15 protein-coding genes and 1 pseudogene are annotated in these 20,065 nt (G+C 70.1%); 7 read left to right on the top strand and 9 right to left on the bottom strand.

Annotated features, from left to right (window positions below):
* Positions 1-149: 149 nt before the first annotated feature.
* Positions 150-3,158, top strand: coding sequence for a fibronectin type III domain-containing protein (locus QCZ28_RS21605; RefSeq protein WP_279518345.1), 3,009 nt, complete (start codon positions 150-152; stop codon positions 3,156-3,158).
* A gap of 77 nt (positions 3,159-3,235) precedes the next feature.
* Here QCZ28_RS21605 and QCZ28_RS21610 read toward each other — a convergent pair whose 3' ends face one another.
* The 4 genes from QCZ28_RS21610 to QCZ28_RS21625 form a co-directional block, all read right to left on the bottom strand.
* The gene (locus tag QCZ28_RS21610; RefSeq protein WP_279518346.1) at positions 3,236-4,219 is read right to left on the bottom strand and encodes a hypothetical protein; all 984 of its coding nucleotides are present in this window, start codon (positions 4,217-4,219) and stop codon (positions 3,236-3,238) included.
* Positions 4,220-4,235: 16 nt separating this feature from the next.
* A complete protein-coding gene (locus QCZ28_RS21615; protein WP_279518347.1) occupies positions 4,236-4,781 on the bottom strand; it encodes a hypothetical protein in 546 nt (181 codons plus the stop codon).
* Positions 4,782-4,971: 190 nt separating this feature from the next.
* Positions 4,972-5,994, bottom strand: a complete 1,023-nt coding sequence (locus QCZ28_RS21620; RefSeq protein WP_279518348.1) for a DUF4331 family protein — start codon at positions 5,992-5,994, stop codon at positions 4,972-4,974.
* 160 nt (positions 5,995-6,154) lie between these two features.
* Positions 6,155-7,411, bottom strand: a complete 1,257-nt coding sequence (locus QCZ28_RS21625) for a glycoside hydrolase family 16 protein (protein WP_279518349.1) — start codon at positions 7,409-7,411, stop codon at positions 6,155-6,157.
* Between the two features lie 380 nt (positions 7,412-7,791).
* On the opposite strand from QCZ28_RS21625, the gene QCZ28_RS21630 reads away from it, so the two are divergent.
* Positions 7,792-8,190 (top strand): hypothetical protein, encoded by a 399-nt coding sequence (locus QCZ28_RS21630; RefSeq protein WP_279518350.1) that lies wholly within the window; start codon positions 7,792-7,794, stop codon positions 8,188-8,190.
* A gap of 13 nt (positions 8,191-8,203) precedes the next feature.
* Here the strand turns inward: QCZ28_RS21630 and QCZ28_RS21635 are convergent, their stop codons facing one another.
* From QCZ28_RS21635 to QCZ28_RS21645, 3 genes are all read right to left on the bottom strand, one after another.
* The gene (locus QCZ28_RS21635) at positions 8,204-9,661 is read right to left on the bottom strand and encodes an aminotransferase class V-fold PLP-dependent enzyme (RefSeq protein ID WP_279518351.1); all 1,458 of its coding nucleotides are present in this window, start codon (positions 9,659-9,661) and stop codon (positions 8,204-8,206) included.
* Entirely contained in the window at positions 9,654-11,360 is a 1,707-nt protein-coding gene (locus tag QCZ28_RS21640) for an ATP-binding cassette domain-containing protein (protein WP_279518352.1), read from the bottom strand. The genes QCZ28_RS21635 and QCZ28_RS21640 overlap by 8 nt, the downstream gene beginning before the upstream one ends.
* Before the next feature lie 92 nt (positions 11,361-11,452).
* A complete protein-coding gene (locus QCZ28_RS21645; protein ID WP_279518353.1) occupies positions 11,453-12,091 on the bottom strand; it encodes a TetR/AcrR family transcriptional regulator in 639 nt (212 codons plus the stop codon).
* A 104-nt stretch (positions 12,092-12,195) separates the two neighbouring features.
* Here QCZ28_RS21645 and QCZ28_RS21650 point away from each other — a divergent pair.
* A pseudogene (locus QCZ28_RS21650) lies at positions 12,196-12,579 on the top strand (SDR family oxidoreductase); the annotation flags it as partial.
* An 86-nt stretch (positions 12,580-12,665) separates the two neighbouring features.
* Here QCZ28_RS21650 and QCZ28_RS21655 read toward each other — a convergent pair.
* Positions 12,666-13,499 (bottom strand): alpha/beta fold hydrolase, encoded by an 834-nt coding sequence (locus tag QCZ28_RS21655; protein WP_279518354.1) that lies wholly within the window; start codon positions 13,497-13,499, stop codon positions 12,666-12,668.
* The gene (locus tag QCZ28_RS21660) at positions 13,496-14,080 is read right to left on the bottom strand and encodes a TetR/AcrR family transcriptional regulator (RefSeq protein ID WP_279518355.1); all 585 of its coding nucleotides are present in this window, start codon (positions 14,078-14,080) and stop codon (positions 13,496-13,498) included. The genes QCZ28_RS21655 and QCZ28_RS21660 overlap by 4 nt, the downstream gene beginning before the upstream one ends.
* Before the next feature lie 137 nt (positions 14,081-14,217).
* On the opposite strand from QCZ28_RS21660, the gene QCZ28_RS21665 reads away from it, so the two are divergent.
* The 4 genes from QCZ28_RS21665 to QCZ28_RS21680 all read left to right on the top strand — a co-directional run bounded on the left by QCZ28_RS21665 (position 14,218) and on the right by QCZ28_RS21680 (position 19,927).
* Positions 14,218-15,396, top strand: a complete 1,179-nt coding sequence (locus QCZ28_RS21665) for an alcohol dehydrogenase catalytic domain-containing protein (RefSeq protein WP_279518356.1) — start codon at positions 14,218-14,220, stop codon at positions 15,394-15,396.
* A 533-nt stretch (positions 15,397-15,929) separates the two neighbouring features.
* Positions 15,930-17,477, top strand: coding sequence for a multiple monosaccharide ABC transporter ATP-binding protein (gene mmsA / locus QCZ28_RS21670; RefSeq protein ID WP_279518357.1), 1,548 nt, complete (start codon positions 15,930-15,932; stop codon positions 17,475-17,477).
* Positions 17,474-18,772, top strand: a complete 1,299-nt coding sequence (gene mmsB, locus QCZ28_RS21675) for a multiple monosaccharide ABC transporter permease (RefSeq protein WP_279518358.1) — start codon at positions 17,474-17,476, stop codon at positions 18,770-18,772. The genes mmsA and mmsB overlap by 4 nt, the downstream gene beginning before the upstream one ends.
* Before the next feature lie 51 nt (positions 18,773-18,823).
* Positions 18,824-19,927 carry a sugar-binding protein gene (locus tag QCZ28_RS21680; RefSeq protein WP_279518359.1) on the top strand — a complete coding sequence of 368 codons (1,104 nt, stop codon included), beginning with the start codon at positions 18,824-18,826 and terminating at the stop codon, positions 19,925-19,927.
* Positions 19,928-20,065 lie beyond the last annotated feature (138 nt).

Below are 20,065 nucleotides of genomic sequence, written 5' to 3' on the forward strand. Positions count from 1 at the left end.
GGACCGACCCCTTCGGCAGGAGTGCCGGCGGGGGTCGGTCCGTTTCCGCTGGCGGTCGTCGGCCTGCCGCGGTCATCCGAGTACCGAAATTGTGGGTGTTTTGGGGGCTATAGTCCGAATCGGTGCTGAAGTGAAAGCTGGGAGTGGGCATGTCGTTGTGGAACCGGCGTGGTCCGTCGAGCGCCGGGGCGCTGGTCATCGTCGTGCTCGCCGGGGGGCTCGTGGTCGGACCACTCCCGGCGTCGGCGGCCGGCTCCGTCCTGTTCGACCAGCCCTTTCACCAGAACACCGGGAACGGCATCGGCGCGGTGTCGCTGCCAGCCGTGCCCGGCACCGGGTCCACCAACGCCGCCTGCCTGAGCGCGGCCGGCAACTCCACCGCCGGCCCGCTGCTGAGTTGCACCACCTCCACCGATTCGCAGGGTACGGGCAAACTGCGCCTCACCCCCACCACCGTCAACCGGCAGGGTGGGGTGTTCAGCGCGGTGAGCGTGCCCACCTCGCAGGGCCTGCACCTGACCTTCAACACCTACCAGTACGGCGGCAGCAACCCGGGCGCGGACGGCCTCGCCTTCGCGCTGGCCGCCGTCGACCCGGCCAACCCGCGGTCCCCGTCCACCCTCGGCCCGTCGGGCGGCTCGCTAGGCTACTCGGCGGCCTTCAACGGAGTGTCGGCGGGACTCTCCAACGGCTACCTGGGCATCGGCCTGGACGTCTTCGGCAACTTCAGCAACAGCACGTACCAGGGCACCGGCTGCACGAACCCGCCGTACATCTCGACCACCAACGGGCGGGTCACCGGCCAGGTGGTGGTCCGTGGACCGGGCCGCAACGGGGTCGGCTACTGCGCGCTGAACAGCACCGCCGAAAGCACCTCAGCTCCTGCGCTGCCGCTGCGGGCCAGCACCCGGGCGGCGTCAGTGGTGCCGGTCGAGGTCGTCGTCAACACCACCTCGTCGTCGTACACCACCGACACCGGCATCACCACTCCCGCCGGCCAGTACCGGGTCAGATTCACCCCGGTCGGCGGGCAGGCGCGAATCCTGGAGGGCCCGCTCCCGGTCGTGTCGCCCAGCCTGTACCCGTCGTCGACCTGGCTCAACGCCAACGGCTACCCTCGGCAGCTCGCCTTCGGCTGGGTGGGCTCGACCGGCTCGGTCACCGACTTCCACGAGGTCGACGACGCCCGGGCGGTCAGCTTCAACCCGGTACCCGACCTGAACGTGGCGCAGACCAGCGCGGTCGGTGCCACCCCGCAGCCCGGTGACCCGGTGACCTACTCGATCACCGCAGGAGTCGACGCCGGAGCCACCGAGACCGCACCGATCTCGGTCACCCAGACCCTCCCCGCCGGTGTCGTCCCGCGCGGTGCGTTCGGCTCCGGTTGGATCTGCGCCGCACCCTCCGGGCAGAGCGTCACCTGCACGAACAGCAACGGCCCGTTCTCCGGCGGAACCTTCCTGCCGCCCATCACGGTCGCCGCGACCGTCACCGGCACCGGCGTGACGCCGGCGCAGATCCAGACCGCGACGGTGGCAACCTCGTCGTCGATCGACGCGAACCCGGGTCTCGCCACCGGCGCCACCCCGGTCGCGCCGGCCACCGCACCGAGCGGCGTCACCGTCACCCCGGCGCAGAGCACGGTCTCCGGGGGCATCCCGGTCACCGTCGGCGGCAGCAACCTCACCGGAGCGACAGCGATCACCATCGGTACGGCCGCCGAGCAGCAGGCCGGCACGTCGGTGCTGCTGGTGCCGTGCACCTCCGGCCCGGCCGCCGGCTGCTTCACCGTGAACCCCGACGGCACCCTCGGCATCTCCGCCATGCCCGCCCGGTCCAGCCCGGCGACGGTCACGGTCAGCGTCGTCACCCGAGGCTCCGCCGGATCGGCGAGCTACGTCTACGCGTCCGCGCCCGGCACGCCGACCACGCCCACCGCTGTCGCTGGTGGCGCCAGCGCCACCGTGAGTTGGACCGCGCCGGCGAACAACGGCAGCCCGATCACCAGTTACCTGATCACCCCGATCCGGGACGGCGTCACCCAACCGACCCTCACCTTCGACGCCTCCACCACCAGCCGCACCCTGACCGGGCTGACCGTCGGCGCGTCGTACACCTTCCGGGTGGCGGCGGTGAACGCCTACGGCACCGGTGCGGCCAGCCCACCCTCGGCGGCGGTGGTCCCGTACACGGTGCCCGCGGCCCCGACGAACACCTCGGCCACCGCGGGCACCAACGCCGCCACGGTGAGCTGGACGGCCCCGGCCAACGGAGGATCGCCGATCACCGGATACACGGTGACGCCCTACCTCGGTGCCGTGGCGCAGACCTCCCGGGTCTTCACCGGCACCGCCACGACCCAGATCGTCACCGGGCTGACCGCCGGCGCCTCGTACACCTTCCGGGTGGCCGCGACGAATGCCGCCGGCACCGGTCCACAGTCGGCCGCCTCCGCGTCGGTGACCGTCAACTCGCCGCCGACGCTGACCTTCCCACCGCCCCCACCCGGCAAGGCGTACGACCCGTACCAGTACCAGCTGACCGTCACCGGAGGCACCGGCCCGTTCACCTGGGCGGTCAGCGCCGGGAGCCTGCCGGCCGGGCTGACCCTCGACCCGGTCACCGGCCTGCTCTCCGGCACGCCCACCGAGGCCGGGACGTTCCCGTTCACCGTGCGGGTGACCGACTCGTTCGACCAGTCCGCGACCCGACCGGTCGACCTGGTCATCACCCCGCTCGGCGGGCTCTCCATCAGCGTCCCGGCGGTCTCCGCACTCGGCACCGTCACCTCGGGCACGACCGGCCTCTCAGGCCAACTCGGTTCGGTGACCGTCACCGACGACCGGGGTCCGTTCTCCGGAAACTGGGTCAGCGTCGTCTCCAGCACGAGCTTCACCACGGGTTCCGGCTCGGGCGGCGAGACCATCCCCACCAGCAACATCACGTACGCCTCCGGGCCCGCCCTGGCCAGCACCGGGATCGGAACCTTCGTGCCGCAGCCCGGGGCGTCGCTGAGCACCCCGCGCACCGCCGCCGGGTGGTCCGGTCAGGCGGGGGGCCCGAACGCCGCCACCTGGAACCCCACCCTGTGGGTGGCCATCCCGTCCGGGGTGGTGGTCGGCGACTACGTGGCGGTCGTGACCCACTCCGTCATCTAGGGTCGCTTCGCTGGCGGGACGCCGCTGCCCGGCCGTTGGAAGGAAACGGCCGGGCAGTCTCTGCGGTGGTGCGGGCGTCAGGCCGACCGGGTCCGGTGCCTGCGGACGAGATGCCAGCCACCAAGGGTGCCCAGCACCAGCAGGGCGATCCCGCCGACCAGGTAGACCAGCCAACTCGGCCCGCTGGAGGCCGAGACCGTCATCGGCGCCGCGACGGGAAGGACGATCTTCCCGGTCGCGGTGCGCTGCACAGTGCCGCTGGCGAGCGTCGCGTGCACGTCCCAGGTCCCTGCGGGCAGCGTCTGGTTGACCTCGATCCGAACCTGACCGCTCTGGCCGGGCAGGATCGTCACCCCGTTGGTCACCTTGAACGGTCCGGCCTGGACCGCGGTCTTGGTCAGCGACAGGGTGCCGGTCATGTCCAGCGCGCGTCCACCGGTGTTGGTGACCTTCGCGGTGACGACGGGGAACTCGCCGGTGCCCGGCTCCGCGGCCAACCCTTCGATCCGGAAGTCCGTTGGCGGCTCACCACCGGGACCGACGTCGAGGTAGACCCGGATGCCCACCCGGTGGATCTGGGTGACGTTGCCGGTGCCTTCCGTCGCGCTGGTGACCTGCGCCCAGATCGCGGCGTACCGCTCGCCCTTCGAGGCCTTCTCCGGCACGGCGACGTCGATCTCGACCGGTCGTCGCTCGCCCGGGTCCAGCCGCATCGCGGCGGTCCTCAGCCGGATCCACCCGCTGAGTTCGTTGCCGGTGCGCCCCTCGGGCACGGCGAAGGCGTTGTTCTCGACCGACGCGGCGCCGGCATAGAACTCGATCTTCTGCGTCTCGGCCGAGGTGTTCTGCACCTCGACCCGGCGGTTGATCGTCGCCCCGGGCTTCAGGTGGTCCACGATGTAGACCCGGGCGCGGGGATCCTGCACCCGACTCGCCGGGATGTCCAGCATCCGGATGCTGATCGCGGCCTCCTCGGCCGGATCGTGTCGCTGCTCCTGCACGGCAACGGCCGGTGCCGCCGAAACCCCGAGCGCCACGAGGGCGACCGAGGCCAGCAGCACCAGCCGGCCGAGCGGCTCAGAACACCGAATGTGTCACCGTCCCGGTGTAGACACCCTGGACGGTGCCGACGGGCACGTTCACCACCAGGGTGGGGTTCCAGGTGGCGAAGTTGTTGCCGGTGCCGCCGGTGTGGGTCATCGCCGTCCGGGGCACGTTGATGATCACCGCGTCGGCGGCGGTCGGCTGGCCCGGTGTGAAGGTGCCGCCGCCGGCGGTCGCCGTCGCGTTGCCGGACCAGTACAGGACGTTGATGTTCGGGATCGTCTCGCCGGAGCTGCCGCCGCCGGTGGTGAAGTCGGTGGAGATGACGTTGGCGGTCCAGTTGGGGGTGAGCGACCCGCGTTGGTCCAGCACGGTGACCGGGCCGAGTTGACCGGAGACGGTCGCGCCCTCCACGCCGTTGCCGATGTTCGCCGTCGACGGCACCGTGATCGACAGACCACCGGCGGCGTCGACGGTGAGGGTGACGACAGTGTTGCCCGTGGTGTCCGCGGCGGCGGGTCCGGCGAGCGCGGCGACGGCGGCAACGCCGGCCAGGCCCGCGAGAATCTTTCTGCGCATCGAGTCTCCTTCGTCCTAGAAAACCTGGGAAGCGCTTCCGAGACTAACTACGCAAAACGCCCATAACGGGCTGAACGACGCGAACGTCACCCGGTCGTCGGCCGGTGGTCGTGTTCGGTCCCGGCGATGGTGGGGCACCGCGCACGGCAGGGGCCGGCGCCCTGCTGATCAGCGAGCCCCGCGTGCAGCCTCAGGCCGGAACCACGTACGGGAACGTGGCGGAACGGGCGGCCTTGGTGACGTCCGAGGTGAGGCCGGAGGTGGTGGCGGTGTTGAGAACCAGGGAGAACATCACCTCGGGCGCGTTGTCGGCCAGGCCTCGGCCGTTGCGGCCCGCGAAGCCGAAGTTCGCTGCCGTGCCGACCGTGTACGACAGCAGGTCGGGGTAGAGCTGCCGGGCGACGCTCCAGCCGTACGCCTGCGGGTCCGGCGCGGTGCCGTTCGCCTTGACGACCCCGGCGACCGCGTTCGCGATCTCCTCGCCGCCTTCGGCGAGGTCGCTGCCGGGGTGCCGGAAGTTGGCGGGGTTGGAGAAGTCGGTGTCGTGGGGCCAGAAGATCGGCCACATCATGGGGTGGCCGGCGCGGTTGATCTGGCGCCATCCGCCGGCGTCGGTGGCCAGCAGGGTGCGACACCACACGCCGATCTCGGTGCCCTCGCGCAGCAGTGGCTCGTCATGGGAGACCTCGAGGACGATCGACTCGACGGTGGTGCCGGCGAAGCTGTTCCTGGCCTGGTCGGCCCGCCACGCGGAACGGTCCACCACTGAGCCGTTCTTGACCGCGCCGTTGATGATGGCGAGTTCGTCGAGGTCGATGAAGAAGGGGTCGGTGATCCGGCCGGTCCAGATCCGCACGTTGCCGCCGGCCTTCACCTCGCCGGTTCGCCCCTCGGCGATGGGGGTGCCCATCGCGGCGTCGTCGCGGGCGTCGGCCCCGGTGAGCTCGTACAACTGGAAGGCCTGCCGGGCGTCGCCGTCCGGCTCGCCGAAGGCGAACCGGTAGGTCAGGTCCTCCACCTCGGCGCCATTGATGTGAATCTTGATCTCGTAGCGCGCCTCAGCGTGGAAGCCGCGCTTGATGTCCGCCCTGGTCACCGAACTGTTGACGTCCATGACGAAGACGGTGGCGCGGTCGCCGTTGAAGACGAAGAGGTCGTCGATGTACAGCTGGCCGCCCTGGGCGGCGAGGGGCGTATCGAGGTGGTGCGACATGAGCTCACTCCCGGAACTGCCAGATTGCGAATTAATCAGAACATAGAGGGCGTAAGCCTGGCCGCTGCGTTCATCGAGCCAATCGGTCTGCCGAGATACCCGGACACACAGCGGTGGGCCGCCCGAGCTGCGCTCGGACGGCCCACCGGTGAGCGGGTGGTCAGATGCGAGACCACTTCTGGTTGGCCGCGCCGAGGCAGTCCCACAGGTGCAGCTTGCCGCCGTTGTTGGGGTTGGCCTCCCGTACGTCCACGCACTTGTTGGCGTTCAGGTTGACCAGGTCGCCGGCGGCGTTGAGGGTGAAGCGCTGGGCGCTGTTGCCGTTGCAGCTGACCAGGTTGACCTCGGTGCCGTTGGCGGTGCCGGCCCAGGCCGGGTCCATGCACTTGCCCATCGCGCGGATGGTCCCGTCGGAGGCGAAGGTCCAGCTCTGGGCCGCCGTGGTGTTGCAGTCCCAGATCTGGAGTTTGGCGCCCTCCACCGGGTTGGCGCCGGGGATGTCGATGCAACGACCGCTCTGCGCACCCCGGATCCGGCTGGTGCCGGGAGCCGGGTCGCCCCCGCCCGAGGTGTAGCTGGACACCCGGACGTAGTCGACGAGCATCTGCTGCGGGAACTGGGTCGAGCCGTCCGGGTAGCCGGGCCAGTTACCACCGACCGCCACGTTGAGGATCATGAAGAAGGGGTGGTCGAACACCCAGCGGTTGCCGCCGAGCCGAGCGGGATCGACCCGGTGGTACTGCACGCCGTCGATGTACCACGTGATCACGTTCGGTTCCCAGTCCACCCGGTAGGTGTGGAAGGTGTCGGCGAGCGGCGCGCCGAGGGTGCGGCTGCCCGTGATGCCGCCGCCACCGGAGTAGCCGGGCCCGTGCACGGTGCCGTAGACGGTGTTCGGCTCCCGGCCGATGTTCTCCATGACGTCGATCTCGCCAGCGTCGGGCCACCCGCCACCGGTGCCGAGCATCCAGAAGGCCGGCCAGATGCCCTGGCCGCGCGGGATCTTGATCCGGGCCTCGAAGCGCCCGTACGTCTGGGTGAAGGTGGCCGCCGTCAGCAACCGCGCCGAGGTGTACTCGCAGCGCCCGTAGTGGCACTGGTAGTTGGCGGGGTTGTCCCGACGGGCGGTGATGACCAGGTTGCCCTGACCGTCGTGGACGGCGTTGCTGGTGCTGTTCGTGTAGTACTGCCGCTCGTTGTTGCCCCAGCCGCCGCCGCCGATGTCGAATCGCCACTTGTTCTGGTCGACGGGGGTGCCGGCGGGGGAGTTGAACTCGTCCTGCCAGGTGATGGGACCGATGGCGGCCTCGGCCCGGTCGGGGTGCGCCGGGAGGACGAGCGCCGTCGTGGTCGCGACGAGGGCGACCGCCAGGAGTACGAGGGGGCGGAAGCGGAGGCTGGGCCGGGCTGTGAACACGGGAGGCTCCTCAGCGTGGGGGTGGTGGAGGCGGTTGACCAGGATAGAGAGCGCTCTCTAAAGCGAAGCATGTCGATATCGTGGCTTTCTGTCAATAGTGTTTCCAATACCACGACCGTCCGTTACCGCCCGATGCTGACCAGTGAGCGGCAAGCGCCGGACCGCTGGCGTCGAGCTGCGGTCGATCGATGCCTCCGAGATGGACGGCGCTGAACCGTCGACGGAGTTCGGCGGCGGCACGACTGTTACTCGATAGCGGTCGAATCGACCCTTCCTATTGCCGTGGGGCGTCCACCCGCGACAGGATGGCGAGGCGTGCCGGAAACGTTTCCGTAACCTGCGCGCTGCTGGTCTCTGTCACAAGGAAGTGGGAGTCAGTCATGAGCGAGGCGTCGACGGCGCTGGGTGTGCGCCTTTACCCGGACCTGGTCGAGCGGGGTGGCCTGGCCCCCGCGCTCATCGACACCGCTGCCCGACACGGGCTCGATGTCGGCCGGGTGACCGCGCCGGAGCAGGGGCGGGCCCGGTTCACCTGCGCCGAGCTGCACTCCGACGAGGGCGTGGTCTGCGTGGGCCTGGGATCGCAGGCCCGATACTTCATGATCGACCTACGGGTCTCGGGAGAGGTCCTCGCGCGCGGTGACGTCATGGACCTCGCGCAGGTCGCCCACGTGGCCGCGGCCTGGCGGGCCGGCCTGACGATCGCCCAGCTGACCGCCCGGTTCCCGTTCATGGAGGAGATCAAGCACCGCCCGGCACCGGTGGCCCAGGTCGGCTGACCGGCCGGCCAGGTCAACAGCGCAGCCGAGGGGGCAGTGGTGACTCGGCACCGGCCCCACGGTTGAGGTAGGTCGACTGGACGAAGGCGACGAAGCGTTCCGCGTCGGTCGCCGTGGACGCCAGTCCGAACGAGACGCGGACCGCGCCGCCCGTCGGCAGCCGCAGCGCCGCGAGGTACTGGTCGATCGTGTCGACCCCCGCCAACAGCCGCTGCCGCGTCGCGGCCCGGCTGATCCCGAACGCGCCCTCGCCCGCGCCGGGATTGCAGAAACAACCGGTACGCAGGGAGAAGCCGGCAGCTGCCGCCTCCCGCGCCACGAGCCGTTCGTCGACCACCGTGCCGTCCGGGTGGCGCAGGTTGAACGTCACAGTGCCACCGCGCCCCGCACCCGTCGTCGGCCCGTACACCTCAACCAGCGGCCCGCCCGTGTCGTGCCGCAGGGTGGCCAGCCGCTCCAGCAGCCAGGCGGTGAGCAGGCCGACCCGGGAGTGGATGAGGTCCACGCCGATCGAGTCGAGCCAGCGCAGGCCGAACTCCACGTCCGGGATGCTCAGGAAGTTGAGCGTGCCGTCCTCGAACGCCGACTCGTCGTCCATCGGCCGGTGCCAGTCACCCTGCACACTCACCGCCCGGATCGTGCCGCCGGCGAACCACGGCCGCCGCAACCGGGCCAGCGCCGAACGGCGGGCCAGCAACGCGCCGACGCCGGTCGGGTAGCCGAAGAGCTTGTACCAGCTCAGGCACACGAAGTCCGGCCGGACGACGCTGAGGTCCAGCCGGTTCGTCGGCGCGAAGGCGGCAGCGTCGAGCAGCACGTCGTAGCCCCGCTGGTGGGCCAGCTCCACCCAGCCCAGCGGGTGCTGCACGCCGGAGAAGTTGCTCTGCGCCGGATAGGCGAACAGCCCGCGCCGACCGGACCGACGGGCCAGGCGGCCCCGGCCGGCGTCGAGCGTCGCGACCAGGTCCGACTCGGCGACCCGTAGCTCCGGCCCGTCCAGCGGCACGTAACGCACGGACCCGCGGGCCGACCGGGCGTACTCGCGGATGCCGTTGACCGAGTTGTGATTGTCCCAGGTCAGCACCAGTGGCGCGGTCCGGCCGAAGTCGTACGCCTCGCCGACCAGCCGGCAGGCGCCGCTGGCGTTCGGGGTGAAGACGACCGCGTACTCGGCCGGGTCGGCGCGGAAGAAGCCGAGCACCGCGCGTCGCGCCGACTCCACCAGCGAGCCGGCCGCCGCGCTGGTCGGGTTCTCCGAGTGCGGGTTGCTGTACAGGCCGGCGAGCAGTCGATCGTGGTGGGCGCGCACCTGGGCCTGGGCCGTCACCCCGGCCCCGGCGTAGTCGAGGTACACCCGCCCGTCGGTGTCCAGGTGTCGGTACTCGGTGGCGCGCAGCTCGTCGATCCGGCCGGTGGCGGCGTACCCCGGCAGCGCGGTGGGGGAGGTGTTCGGGACCGGCTCACTACGCACGACGGAAGTCCCTCCGGACCAGCACCGCCCAGGCCGCGCCCAGGAAGAGCAGCACGAAGCCGCCGAGCACCAGCCAGTCGACCCACACCGGTCGGGAGAAGCTGTCGCCGTACGTGGCCAGCAGCGGCGGGCCGAGCGGGGAGCCGCCGTCGCGCCAGAGCCGCTCCACCCCGGCGGTGTGCCCCAGGCCCTCGAACGCCCACCGGTTCGACATCGCGTAGCTGAGCCACTGACCGCCGACAGCCATGGCCGGCACCGGCAGGATCGCGCCGACGAAGAGTACCTGCGGGAAGCAGAGCATCGGCAGCATGAGCGTCGCCTGCGCCGCGTCGGACACGGCCGCCGAGCACAGCAGGCCGAGGGCGAGCGCCGCCGCCGAGGAGAGCAGCAGGGTCGCGTACAGGGCGGCGAAGTCGGCGCCGCCGACCGGCGGGAGCCGGTCCATGCCGCGCAGCACCCCGAGCAGCGCCAGGTCCACCAGGGCCAGCAGCGGCAGCAGCACCGCGACCTTCGCCAACAGGTACGGGACCAGACGGACACCGGCCAGCCGCTCCCGGCGCAGGATCGGCAGCTCGGTGCAGATCTGGAGGAGCCCGTAGGTCAGCCCGAAGAAGAAGCCGCCGAACGCGATCCAGAACAGGATCATCACGGTCACCGTCGGGCTGGGACTGCTCGGCTCGAACGCCCCCGGCTTGAACAGCAGCGCGAACATGCCGAGCACCATCAGCGGGGAGCCGAGCAGGATCGCCAGCGTCAGCCGGTTGCGGGCGACGATCTCCGCGTTGCGCGCGGTGAGGACCGCCCACTGGCGCAGCCGGCCGGCGCGCCGGGGCGGCGGCACGGCGACGCCGTTGTCGGCGGTGCTCCGGGCCGGCTGGTCGGCGGTGCTGCGGGCCGGCTGGTTGGCGTCGCGCTGTTCGGCGAAGCGGTCGGGCCACTCGGCGGGCCGGGTGGTGTCGTCGAGTCGGAGGTGCAGCTCGACGAGGGACCGCAGGCCGAAGAACTCCCGGGCGGCGGCCGGGGTGCCGGTGAAGGCCAGCCGGCCCTGACGGGTCACCACGACGACCCGGTCGCAGTGGTCCACGTCGGTGACCTGGTGAGTGGTCAGCACGACAGTGGCTCCCGTGTCGGCCAGCGCGCGGAGCACCCGGAGCAGCTCCACGGCGATCGCCGGGTCCAGTCCGGAGGTGGGTTCGTCCAGGAAGAACACGCCGGGTCGGGTGAGCAACTCGACGGCGATGCTGGCGCGCTTGCGTTCACCGCCGCTGAGCAGGCCGACCGGCGTGCCAGCCCGCTCGGTGAGTCGCAGCTCGGCGAGCACCTGTGCGACCCGGTCACTGATCTCCTCCGGCTCGGTGGCGGAGGGCAGGCGCAGTCGGGCGGCGTAGCGCAGGGTGCGGGCCACCGGCAGCTCGCGGTGGATGATGTCGTCCTGCGGCACCACCCCGATGGCGCCGGTCGCGGCGGTGCCGTCGTACGTCACGGTGCCCGCTGTCGGGTGCCGCACCCCGGCGAGGATCTCCAGCAGGGTGGTCTTTCCGGCGCCACTGGCGCCGACGATCGCGACCAGCTCGCCCGGCGCGATGCTCAGGGAGATGTCGGCCAGGATCTGGCGGCCGCCTCGCACGCTCTGGCCCAGCCCCTGAGCGGCGATGCCGACACCGGCTCGCGGGGGAGACGTGGTCTGCTCGGTGGTCATGGCGAGTGCTCGATCCGGTCCGGGAGTCCGCGTGAAAATCGTGACTCGTCGATGCTACTGAGTGGCCGCGCAGTGTTGCCCGGAGTGGACGGTCAGTGACCGTTGTCCGGTCGGCCGATGGTGGTCCGCGCCTGCGCCGGCACCTGCAGGAGATCCAGGCAGTTGCGCCACAGCGTCTCGAGCTGGGTCGGGTCGTTGAGCAGCTTCGCGAGGAGGACCCGCCCCTCGATCTGCGCGACGATCGATCGGGCCGCCTCCCGGCTGTCGACCGCCGGACCGGCCAGGCCGCGCTGCTGCGCCTCGACGACGACGTGCTCGATGAGGCTGATCTGCTCCTCGAAGATCTCCTGGAGCCGGCCGCGGATCTCCTCGGCCTGGTTGCTGAGTTCGAGGGCGAGGTTGCCGAACAGGCAGCCCGCGACCACGCCGGCTTTCTGCTGGCCGACGCGCTGGACCTCCTCGGTGGCCTCGAACAGGTCCCGGAGTCGCCGCAGTGGGTCGCGGTCACTGCCGAGCAACTGCTCCCACTGGCGGCGCTGGGTGACCCAGTGCTCGTCGATGACGGCCAGGGCGAGCACCTGCTTGGACTCGAAGAAGTAGTAGAAGCTGCCCTTCGGCACACCGGCCGCCGCGCAGATCTCGGCCACGCCGAGCGCGGTGTAGCCACGCTGCTCGATCAGCGCGGCGGCCGCGGCGAGGATCTTGTTCTTCGCGTCACTGGTCCGACCCATGCCTCGACGATACACGACCGGTCGGCTAGCTTCTAGTAGACCAGTCGTCTAGTTGGAAGGTTCCTCATGAACAGCAGTCGGGAACACAAGGTCGTGGTGATCACCGGCTCACCCGACGCGTGCTGCCGCACCTGCTGGCCGGCGGCTCCGGGCACATCGTCAGCATCACCACCAGCTTCGTCGACCAGCCCAACTCGAACGTCCCGTCGGCGCTGGCGTCCCTGACCAAGGGCGGCCTCAGCTCGGCCACCAAGTCGCTGGCCATCGAGTACGCGAACCGCGGCGTACGGGTCAACGCCGTCGCGCCCGGCATCATCAAGACCCCGATGCATCCGGTCGAGACGCACCAGACGCTCGCGGGCCTGCACCCGGTCGGCCGGATGGGCGAGACCAGCGATGTGGTCGACGCCGTCCTCTACCTGGAGTCCGCACCCTTCGTCACCGGCGAGATCCTGCACGTCGACGGCGGCCAGAACGCCGGTCACTGACTCCGACCCCGAGAGCGGATCACCCAACGGCGGGTCCGTGGCGGCGGCCGGTGCACCACCGGCCGCCGCCGTTCGGGCGGGTGTTGTCAGAGCGGTGGGGCCTCGGCGAAGAACCGCCGCAGCGCGTCGGCGACCAGGGTGGGCGCCGTCATCGTCACGAAGTGCGACTGACCGGGCCAGACGAGGTATCGGGCCGCCGGGATCGTCGCCGCGAGGGTGGCCATCGTGGTGGGCATCGGCTCCCAGGTGTCCGCGCCGGCCATGAGGAGAGTCGGTACGGCGATCGAGGACCACCGGCTGATGTCCGTGCTGTCCTGTGTGAGAGCCTCCAGGTCGTGCAGCCAGCCGACCGCCGAGCGGCGCGCCTCGACCGGGTCGGGCACCCGGTCGCCCGCGCTGGCGGTGATCGCGGCGACGACCTCGGCCGGAACCCGGGTGACGTCGTTCAGGGCCGCGGCCATCGTGGCGGCGTCGTCGCGCTCGAAGGCGGCACGGTACCGGTCGAGCGGCGGCGTGATCTCCGCACCGGCCGCGAAGAGCGGCGGCTCGAAGACGGCCAGCGAGCGGACGTGGCGCGGATCGGCCAGGGCGGTGTGCAGCGCCGCCGTCGCTCCGTAGGACGCGCCGACGAGATGGACCGGCCGGTCCGAGGATCGGCGGGCCGACTCGATGACGGCGATCAGGTCGGCGGTCTCGTCCCGGAAGGACTTGGTGCCGGCCGGGACGTCACTGGGACCGTAGCCGCGCCGGGCCGGCAGCCACACCGCGTGGTGGTGGGCGAGGTGCTCCGCGACGGCGGCCCAGGAGTGCAGCCCGCCACCCGAGCCGTGCACCAGGACGACGGGATCCCCGACGCCCAAGCGTCGTACCACCAGGCGGGTCCCGTCGGTCGACTCGATCGACTCGTCGTGGCTGTTCACTGCTGCTCCCGGGTCTTGGTCGGCCAGTTGCTCAACGTGCTGTGCACCGCGTCGAGGATCGACTGCCACGAGGCGTCGACGCTGCGCGGATGCCCGAAACCGTCGACCGTTTCGAGGCTGGTGAAGCCGTGGAAGGTGCTGCGGACGAACCGCATCGCGTCGGTCAGTGCCGGTTCGTCGAGTCCGTACCCGCGCAGCATCGCGTAGCTCAGCTCGATCAGGCGCAGGTGCCCCGCCGACCGGGTGCCGACCTCGGGCGGCAGATGAAGCTGGGTCGCCGCGTACTGCCCCGGGTGTGTCACGGCGAAGGCGCGCCAGGCGTCGGCGAACCCGATGAGGGCCTGGTGGCCGGCCCGCCCCGCCACCGCGAGCGCGAGCGCGTCGGCGAACGTGGCCGCCGCACGCACCGCGACGTGCTCGATCAGCGCGTCGCGGCTGCGGACGTGGACGTACAGGGCGGCGTCGGAGACCTCGAAGTGCCGGGCGACGGCCGCGACGGTCAACCGGGACAGGCCGACCGCGTCCGCCAGCTCGGCTGCGGCGGCCGAGACGCGCGCGCTGGTCAGACCCTGCCGTGGCATACCGAACCTTTGTCTCGTTAAGCGGAAACTTAGGGCTCCTAAGATAGCACCGGCGGCGCGCCGCGTGGGGCCGGCCCGGCATGAACGGCGCAGCCGGGGGAAGACCGCCGGGCCCAGCGCCGAACAGGAGACCCGTGATGAGAGCCGTCGTGTACGCCGACGTCCGGACGGTCGAGGTGCGCGAGGTGCCCGACGCGACACTGGAGGCGCAGACCGACGCGCTGGTGCGGATCACCTCCACCGCCCTGTGCGGCACCGACCTGCACATGTACGACGGCCGAACCAGCGCCGAGCCGGGTCTGGTGCTCGGTCACGAACCGTTGGGTGTCGTGCAGGAGGTGGGCACGGCGGTGCAGACCGTGCGGCCGGGCACCCGGGTGGTGATCCCCACGCACCTGTTCTGCGGAACGTGCGTGATGTGCGCCCGAGGGCTGTCGGCGGCCTGTCTGCGGGCCCGGGCCGAGGGGCCGGGCGCGGCGTACGGGTACGCGGGGATGGGTCCGTACCGGGGTGCGCAGGCCGACCTGCTGCGCGTGCCGTGGGCCGACGCCAACTGCGTGCCGCTGCCCGGCGAGCCGGGGGACGCCTACGAGGACGACTTCGTGCTGCTCGCCGACGCGTTCGTCACCGGCTGGCACGCCGCCGCCACCCTCGCCGAGGTCGAGCCGGGTGACACCGTGGCGGTCTTCGGCGCCGGCACCATCGGTCTGCTCGGCGCCTACTCGGCACTGCTGCGCGGCGCCCGGGTGGTGTACTCCGTCGACGGCGTCGACGCCCGCCTCGACAAGGCCGGCGAGGTCGGCGCGGTGCCTGTCGACTTCCGCCGGGGTGACCCGGTCGAGCAGATCCGCGCCGATCGGGCCCGGGCCGGGTTGCCGCTCGGCGAGGAGAAGCTGCGTGGGGTCGACAAGGTCATCGACGCGGTCGGGTTCCAGGCACGTGACCGGGAGCACCCGGACCGGGAGCGTCCGAACCAGGTCATCACCGACGCCGCCCGGCTGGTCAACGCCGCCGGTGCGATCGCGGTGGCCGGCGTCTACCCGGACCGGGACCCGCACCCCGCCCCCGGCGCTGACGACCAGGAGAACCTGGTCGCGCCGTGGGGAGCGCTGTTCGCCAAGGGGGTCGCGGTCCGGTTCGGTCGTACCCACGACCGCCGGTACACCACACTGCTGCGCGACCTGGTCGTCGCCGGTCGAGCACGGCCCAGCATGATCGTCACCCAGCACGGCACCCTCGCCGACGCCCCGGAGTTGTACCGGCGCTTCGATCGCCGGGAAGACGGGGTGATCAAGGCCGTGCTGCGCCCGTCCTGACCGGCGGGCCGGCCGCGATGGACCGCCCCGATTCGCCCTTAAGGGACGTTGGGGAGCAGTCCGCTTCCTGGTCGGGGGCCTGACGGGACGATCATCGTCGATTCGCCCCGTGCGTAGAGGCGTGGGTCACACCGGCGGCTGACGGCTGTCGTGCCGTCCGGGGGGCGTCGATCGCGTCGCGGCTCGATCAAGATCATTCAATGCTGGCGAGCGCGTGGCCCGCTGCCCTGTTCGGGCGCGTGGCGGGATCGTGCCTGGTGGCGGGCCCGGGGAAGGTGGCGGGAGTCGATAGCGCCGTCGCGCTCCATTTGACAACGTTGCCACCGACAGGCGAAGGTGCCCGGAGGGGCTGCTGAGGTGGCTGTGACGGGCGAATACTGTGCTACGTCTATATTGCCGGATTGTTACTTTTTCAACAGTCTCTCGCCTTGCGGATGGCCCTCCGGCCGCAATACGTTGCCGTCAACAACAAAACCAAGTGAAGGTTCAACCTTCCGGAGGCAACCGATGACGTTGGCGAGGTGGTACGAGCTATGAGCGACGTGCCGATCCTCCTTGAGATGCGCTCCATCACCAAGGAGTTCCCCGGAGTCAAGGCCCTCTCCGACGTCAACCTGGTGGTTCGCGCCGGCGAGATCCATGCCATCTGCGGCGAGAACGGTGCGGGCAAGTCCACCCTGATGAAGGTGCTCAGCGGGGTCTACCCACACGGCAGCTACGACGGCAAGATCGTCTACCAGGGGTCGGAGAGCAAGTTCTCCGACATCCGGTCCAGCGAGAACGCCGGCATCGTGATCATCCACCAGGAGCTCGCGCTCATTCCGGGGATGTCGATCGCCGAGAACATCTTCCTCGGCAACGAACCGCGCAAGCGGGGCGCCATCGACTGGAAGGCCGCGAACCGCATGGCGCTGGACCTGATGGCCCGGGTCGGTCTGGAAGAAGACCCGGACACTCTGGTCAAGGACATCGGCGTCGGCAAGCAGCAGCTCGTCGAGATCGCCAAGGCGTTCGCCAAGGACGTGAAGCTGCTCATCCTCGACGAGCCGACGGCGGCGCTGAACGAGGCCGACTCCCGGCACCTGCTGGACCTGCTGCGCGGCTTCCGCTCCCGCGGCATCACCTCGATCATGATCTCGCACAAGCTGAACGAGATCGAGGCGATCGCGGACCAGATCACCATCCTGCGCGACGGCCGGACCGTGGAGACCCTCGACGTCAAGGCGGACGGGGTCGACGAGGACCGGATCGTGCGGGGCATGGTCGGTCGCGAGCTGAGCAGCCGGTTCCCGGACCACACCCCGAAGATCGGTGAGGTCTTCTTCGAGGTGCGCGACTGGAACGTCCGGCACCCGATCTCCGCAGACCGGCAGGTCTGCAAGAACGAGAGCTTCGTGGTGCGCCGCGGCGAGATCGTCGGCTTCGCCGGTCTGATGGGCGCGGGCCGCACCGAACTCGCGATGAGTGTCTTCGGCCGCTCCTACGGGGTGTACGAGTCGGGCACCATCATCAAGGACGGCAAGGAGATCGTGCTGAAGTCGGTGGCGGACGCCATCGACAACGGGCTCGCGTACGTCAGCGAGGACCGCAAGGCGATCGGCCTCAACCTGCTCGACGACATCAAGACGTCGACGGTGGCGGCCAAGCTGTCCAAGATCTCGCACCACGGTGTCCTGAACGAGGTCGAGGAGTACCAGGCGGCCGAGGCGTACCGCAAGGAGTTGCGGACCAAGGCCCCGACGGTCGACGAGGGCGTCTCCAAGCTCTCCGGTGGCAACCAGCAGAAGGTCGTCCTGGCCAAGTGGATGTTCACCGATCCGGACCTGCTGATCCTCGACGAGCCGACCCGCGGCATCGACGTGGGCGCCAAGTACGAGATCTACGGCATCATCCAGCGGCTCGCCGACCAGGGGAAGGGCGTCGTCGTCATCTCCTCGGAGCTGCCTGAGCTGATCGGGCTCTGCGACCGCATCTACACCGTGTTCGAGGGCGCCATCACGGGCGAGATCGCCCGGGCGGACGCGACCCCGGAGACCCTCATGAAGCAGATGACCTCAACGAAGAAGTTGGCCACCCGATGAGCCGTATCAAGGACCTTCAGAAGAACCTGTTCGGAGGCACGACCTCCAACGCCCGTCAGTTCGGCATGATCTTCACCCTGGTGGCGATCGTCGTCCTGTTCCAGATCCTGACGGACGGTCTGACGCTGCGATCGGACAACCTGATCGCGCTGTTCCAGCAGAACTCGTACATCCTGATTCTGGCCATCGGCATGCTCATGGTGATCGTGGCCGGGCACATCGACCTCTCGGTCGGCTCGGTCGCCGCCTTCGCGGGCATCCTGGTCGCCAAGTCGATGGCCGAGTGGTCGCTGCCCTGGCCCGTCGCCATCCTGTTCGGCCTCGCCATCGGCGCGATCATCGGCGCCTGGCAGGGCTTCTGGGTGGCGTACATCGGGGTGCCGGCGTTCATCGTGACCCTGGCCGGCATGCTGCTGTTCCGTGGTGGCAACCAGTTCATCGGTAACGCCAACACGATCCCGGTGCCGGAGGGCTTCCGGGAGATCGGCTCGGGCTTCCTGCCCGAGTTCGGCCCGAACACCGGCTACAACAACGCGACGCTGCTGCTCGGGCTGGCCGCGGCGGTAGCCGTGGTGTGGCGGGAGCTCCAGGCCCGCAAGACCCGTCGGGCGATGGACGCCGACCTGGCACCCATGTGGATCTCGATCCTGCGGATGGCCGTCATGGTCGGGGTGATCGCCTTCGCGGCGCTGCGCTTCGCCAGTGGTCGCGTCGGCACCAGCTTCCCGATCTCCGGCATCATCCTGGTGCTCCTCGTGATCGCGTACTCCTTCTACACCCGCAACACGGCCGGTGGCCGGCACATCTACGCGGTGGGCGGCAACTCCCGGGCGGCCGAGCTGTCCGGCGTGAAGCTCAAGCGGGTCAACTTCTTCGTCATGATGAACATGTCCGTCCTGGCCGCGCTGGCCGGCATGATCTTCGTGGCCCGTTCGGCGGCCTCCGGACCGCAGGACGGCAACGGCTGGGAGCTGGACGCCATCGCCGCGGTCTTCATCGGTGGTGCTGCCGTCTCCGGTGGTATCGGCACCATCAGCGGTTCGATCGTCGGCGGTCTCGTCATGGCAGTGCTCAACAACGGCCTGCAGCTGATGGGCGTCGGCACCGACCGGGTCCAGATCATCAAGGGTCTGGTCCTGCTGCTGGCCGTCGCCATCGACGTCTACAACAAGAGCCAGGGGCGCTTCTCCATCATCGGGAGCCTGATGCGGCCGTTCCGCCGCGACGACTCCGCCCCACCCGCCTCACCGCCGGACGCGGAGCGCGAGCCCGCCAAGGCAGCGGTGTCCGGCTGACGGCCACCGACCTCTCCACCCGTCTCACATCCAGAAAGGCAAGTCCTCACCATGCGTAAATTCTTCGGCACGTCGGTGGTCGCGGTCAGCGCCGCCGCCATGCTGGCCCTCGCGGGCTGCGGCTCCGGCCGCGACGGCGACAGTGGTTCCAACGGCGAGGCCGCCAAGGGCTTCGCAGCGAACTCGCTGATCGGCGTGGCCCTCCCGGCCAAGACCTCGGAGAACTGGGTCCTCGCCGGTGACCTGTTCACCAACGGCCTGAAGGAGGCCGGTTTCCAGGCTGACGTGCAGTACGCGGGCGCGTCGACCACGGTCGCCGACCAGCAGGCCCAGATCACCGCCATGACCACCAAGGGCGCCAAGGTCATCGTCATCGGCGCGACCGACGCCGCGCAGCTGTCGACCCAGGTCGCCGCGGCGCACGCCGCCGGTGCCAAGGTGATCGCGTACGACCGCCTCATCACCAACACGCCGGACCTCGACTACTACGTCGCGTTCGACAACTTCAAGGTCGGCCAGCTCCAGGGCCAGGCCCTGCTGGACGGCATGAAGGCCAAGAAGCCGAACGGCCCGTACAACATCGAGCTGTTCTCCGGCTCGCCGGACGACAACAACGCCGGTGTCTTCTTCAACGGCGCGATGGACGTGCTCAAGCCGGAGATCGACAAGGGCAACGTCGTCGTCGCCTCGGGTCAGAAGGACGTCAAGCAGACCGCCATCCAGGGCTGGAAGGCCGAGGGTGCGCAGGCCCGCATGGACCAGCTGCTGACCTCGACCTACGGCAACAAGGAGCTGGACGGCGTCCTCTCCCCGAACGACACCCTGGCCCGCGCCATCCTGACCTCGGTCAAGGGCGCTGGCAAGCCGGTCCCGGTGGTCACCGGTCAGGACTCCGAGGTCGAGTCGGTCAAGTCGATCGTCAAGGGCGAGCAGTACATGACGATCAACAAGGACACCCGCAACCTGGTGAAGGAGACCATCAACATGGTCAAGGCTCTCCAGGCCGGTAACGCCCCGCAGGTGAACGACACCAAGTCCTACAACAACGGCAGCAAGGTCGTCGACACGTTCCTGCTCCCGCCGGTCGCCGTCACCAAGGCGAACGCGGCTGAGGCGTACGCCAACGACCCGAAGCTCGCGCCGCTCACCAAGTAATCACCGCACGGTAGGTAGCAACGCCGATGGGTCCCGGGTCTCCTCTTCCGGGACCCATCGTCGTCTCTGCGCCCCCGCACCAGCCGGCATCGATCCGGAAGGAGGTCTGACCGTGGCGGCACCAGTACGGTCCAGGCC

Origin of the sequence: Micromonospora sp. DH14, from assembly GCF_029809455.1 — a bacterium.
Taxonomy (GTDB): Bacteria; Actinomycetota; Actinomycetes; order Mycobacteriales; family Micromonosporaceae; genus Micromonospora; species Micromonospora parva.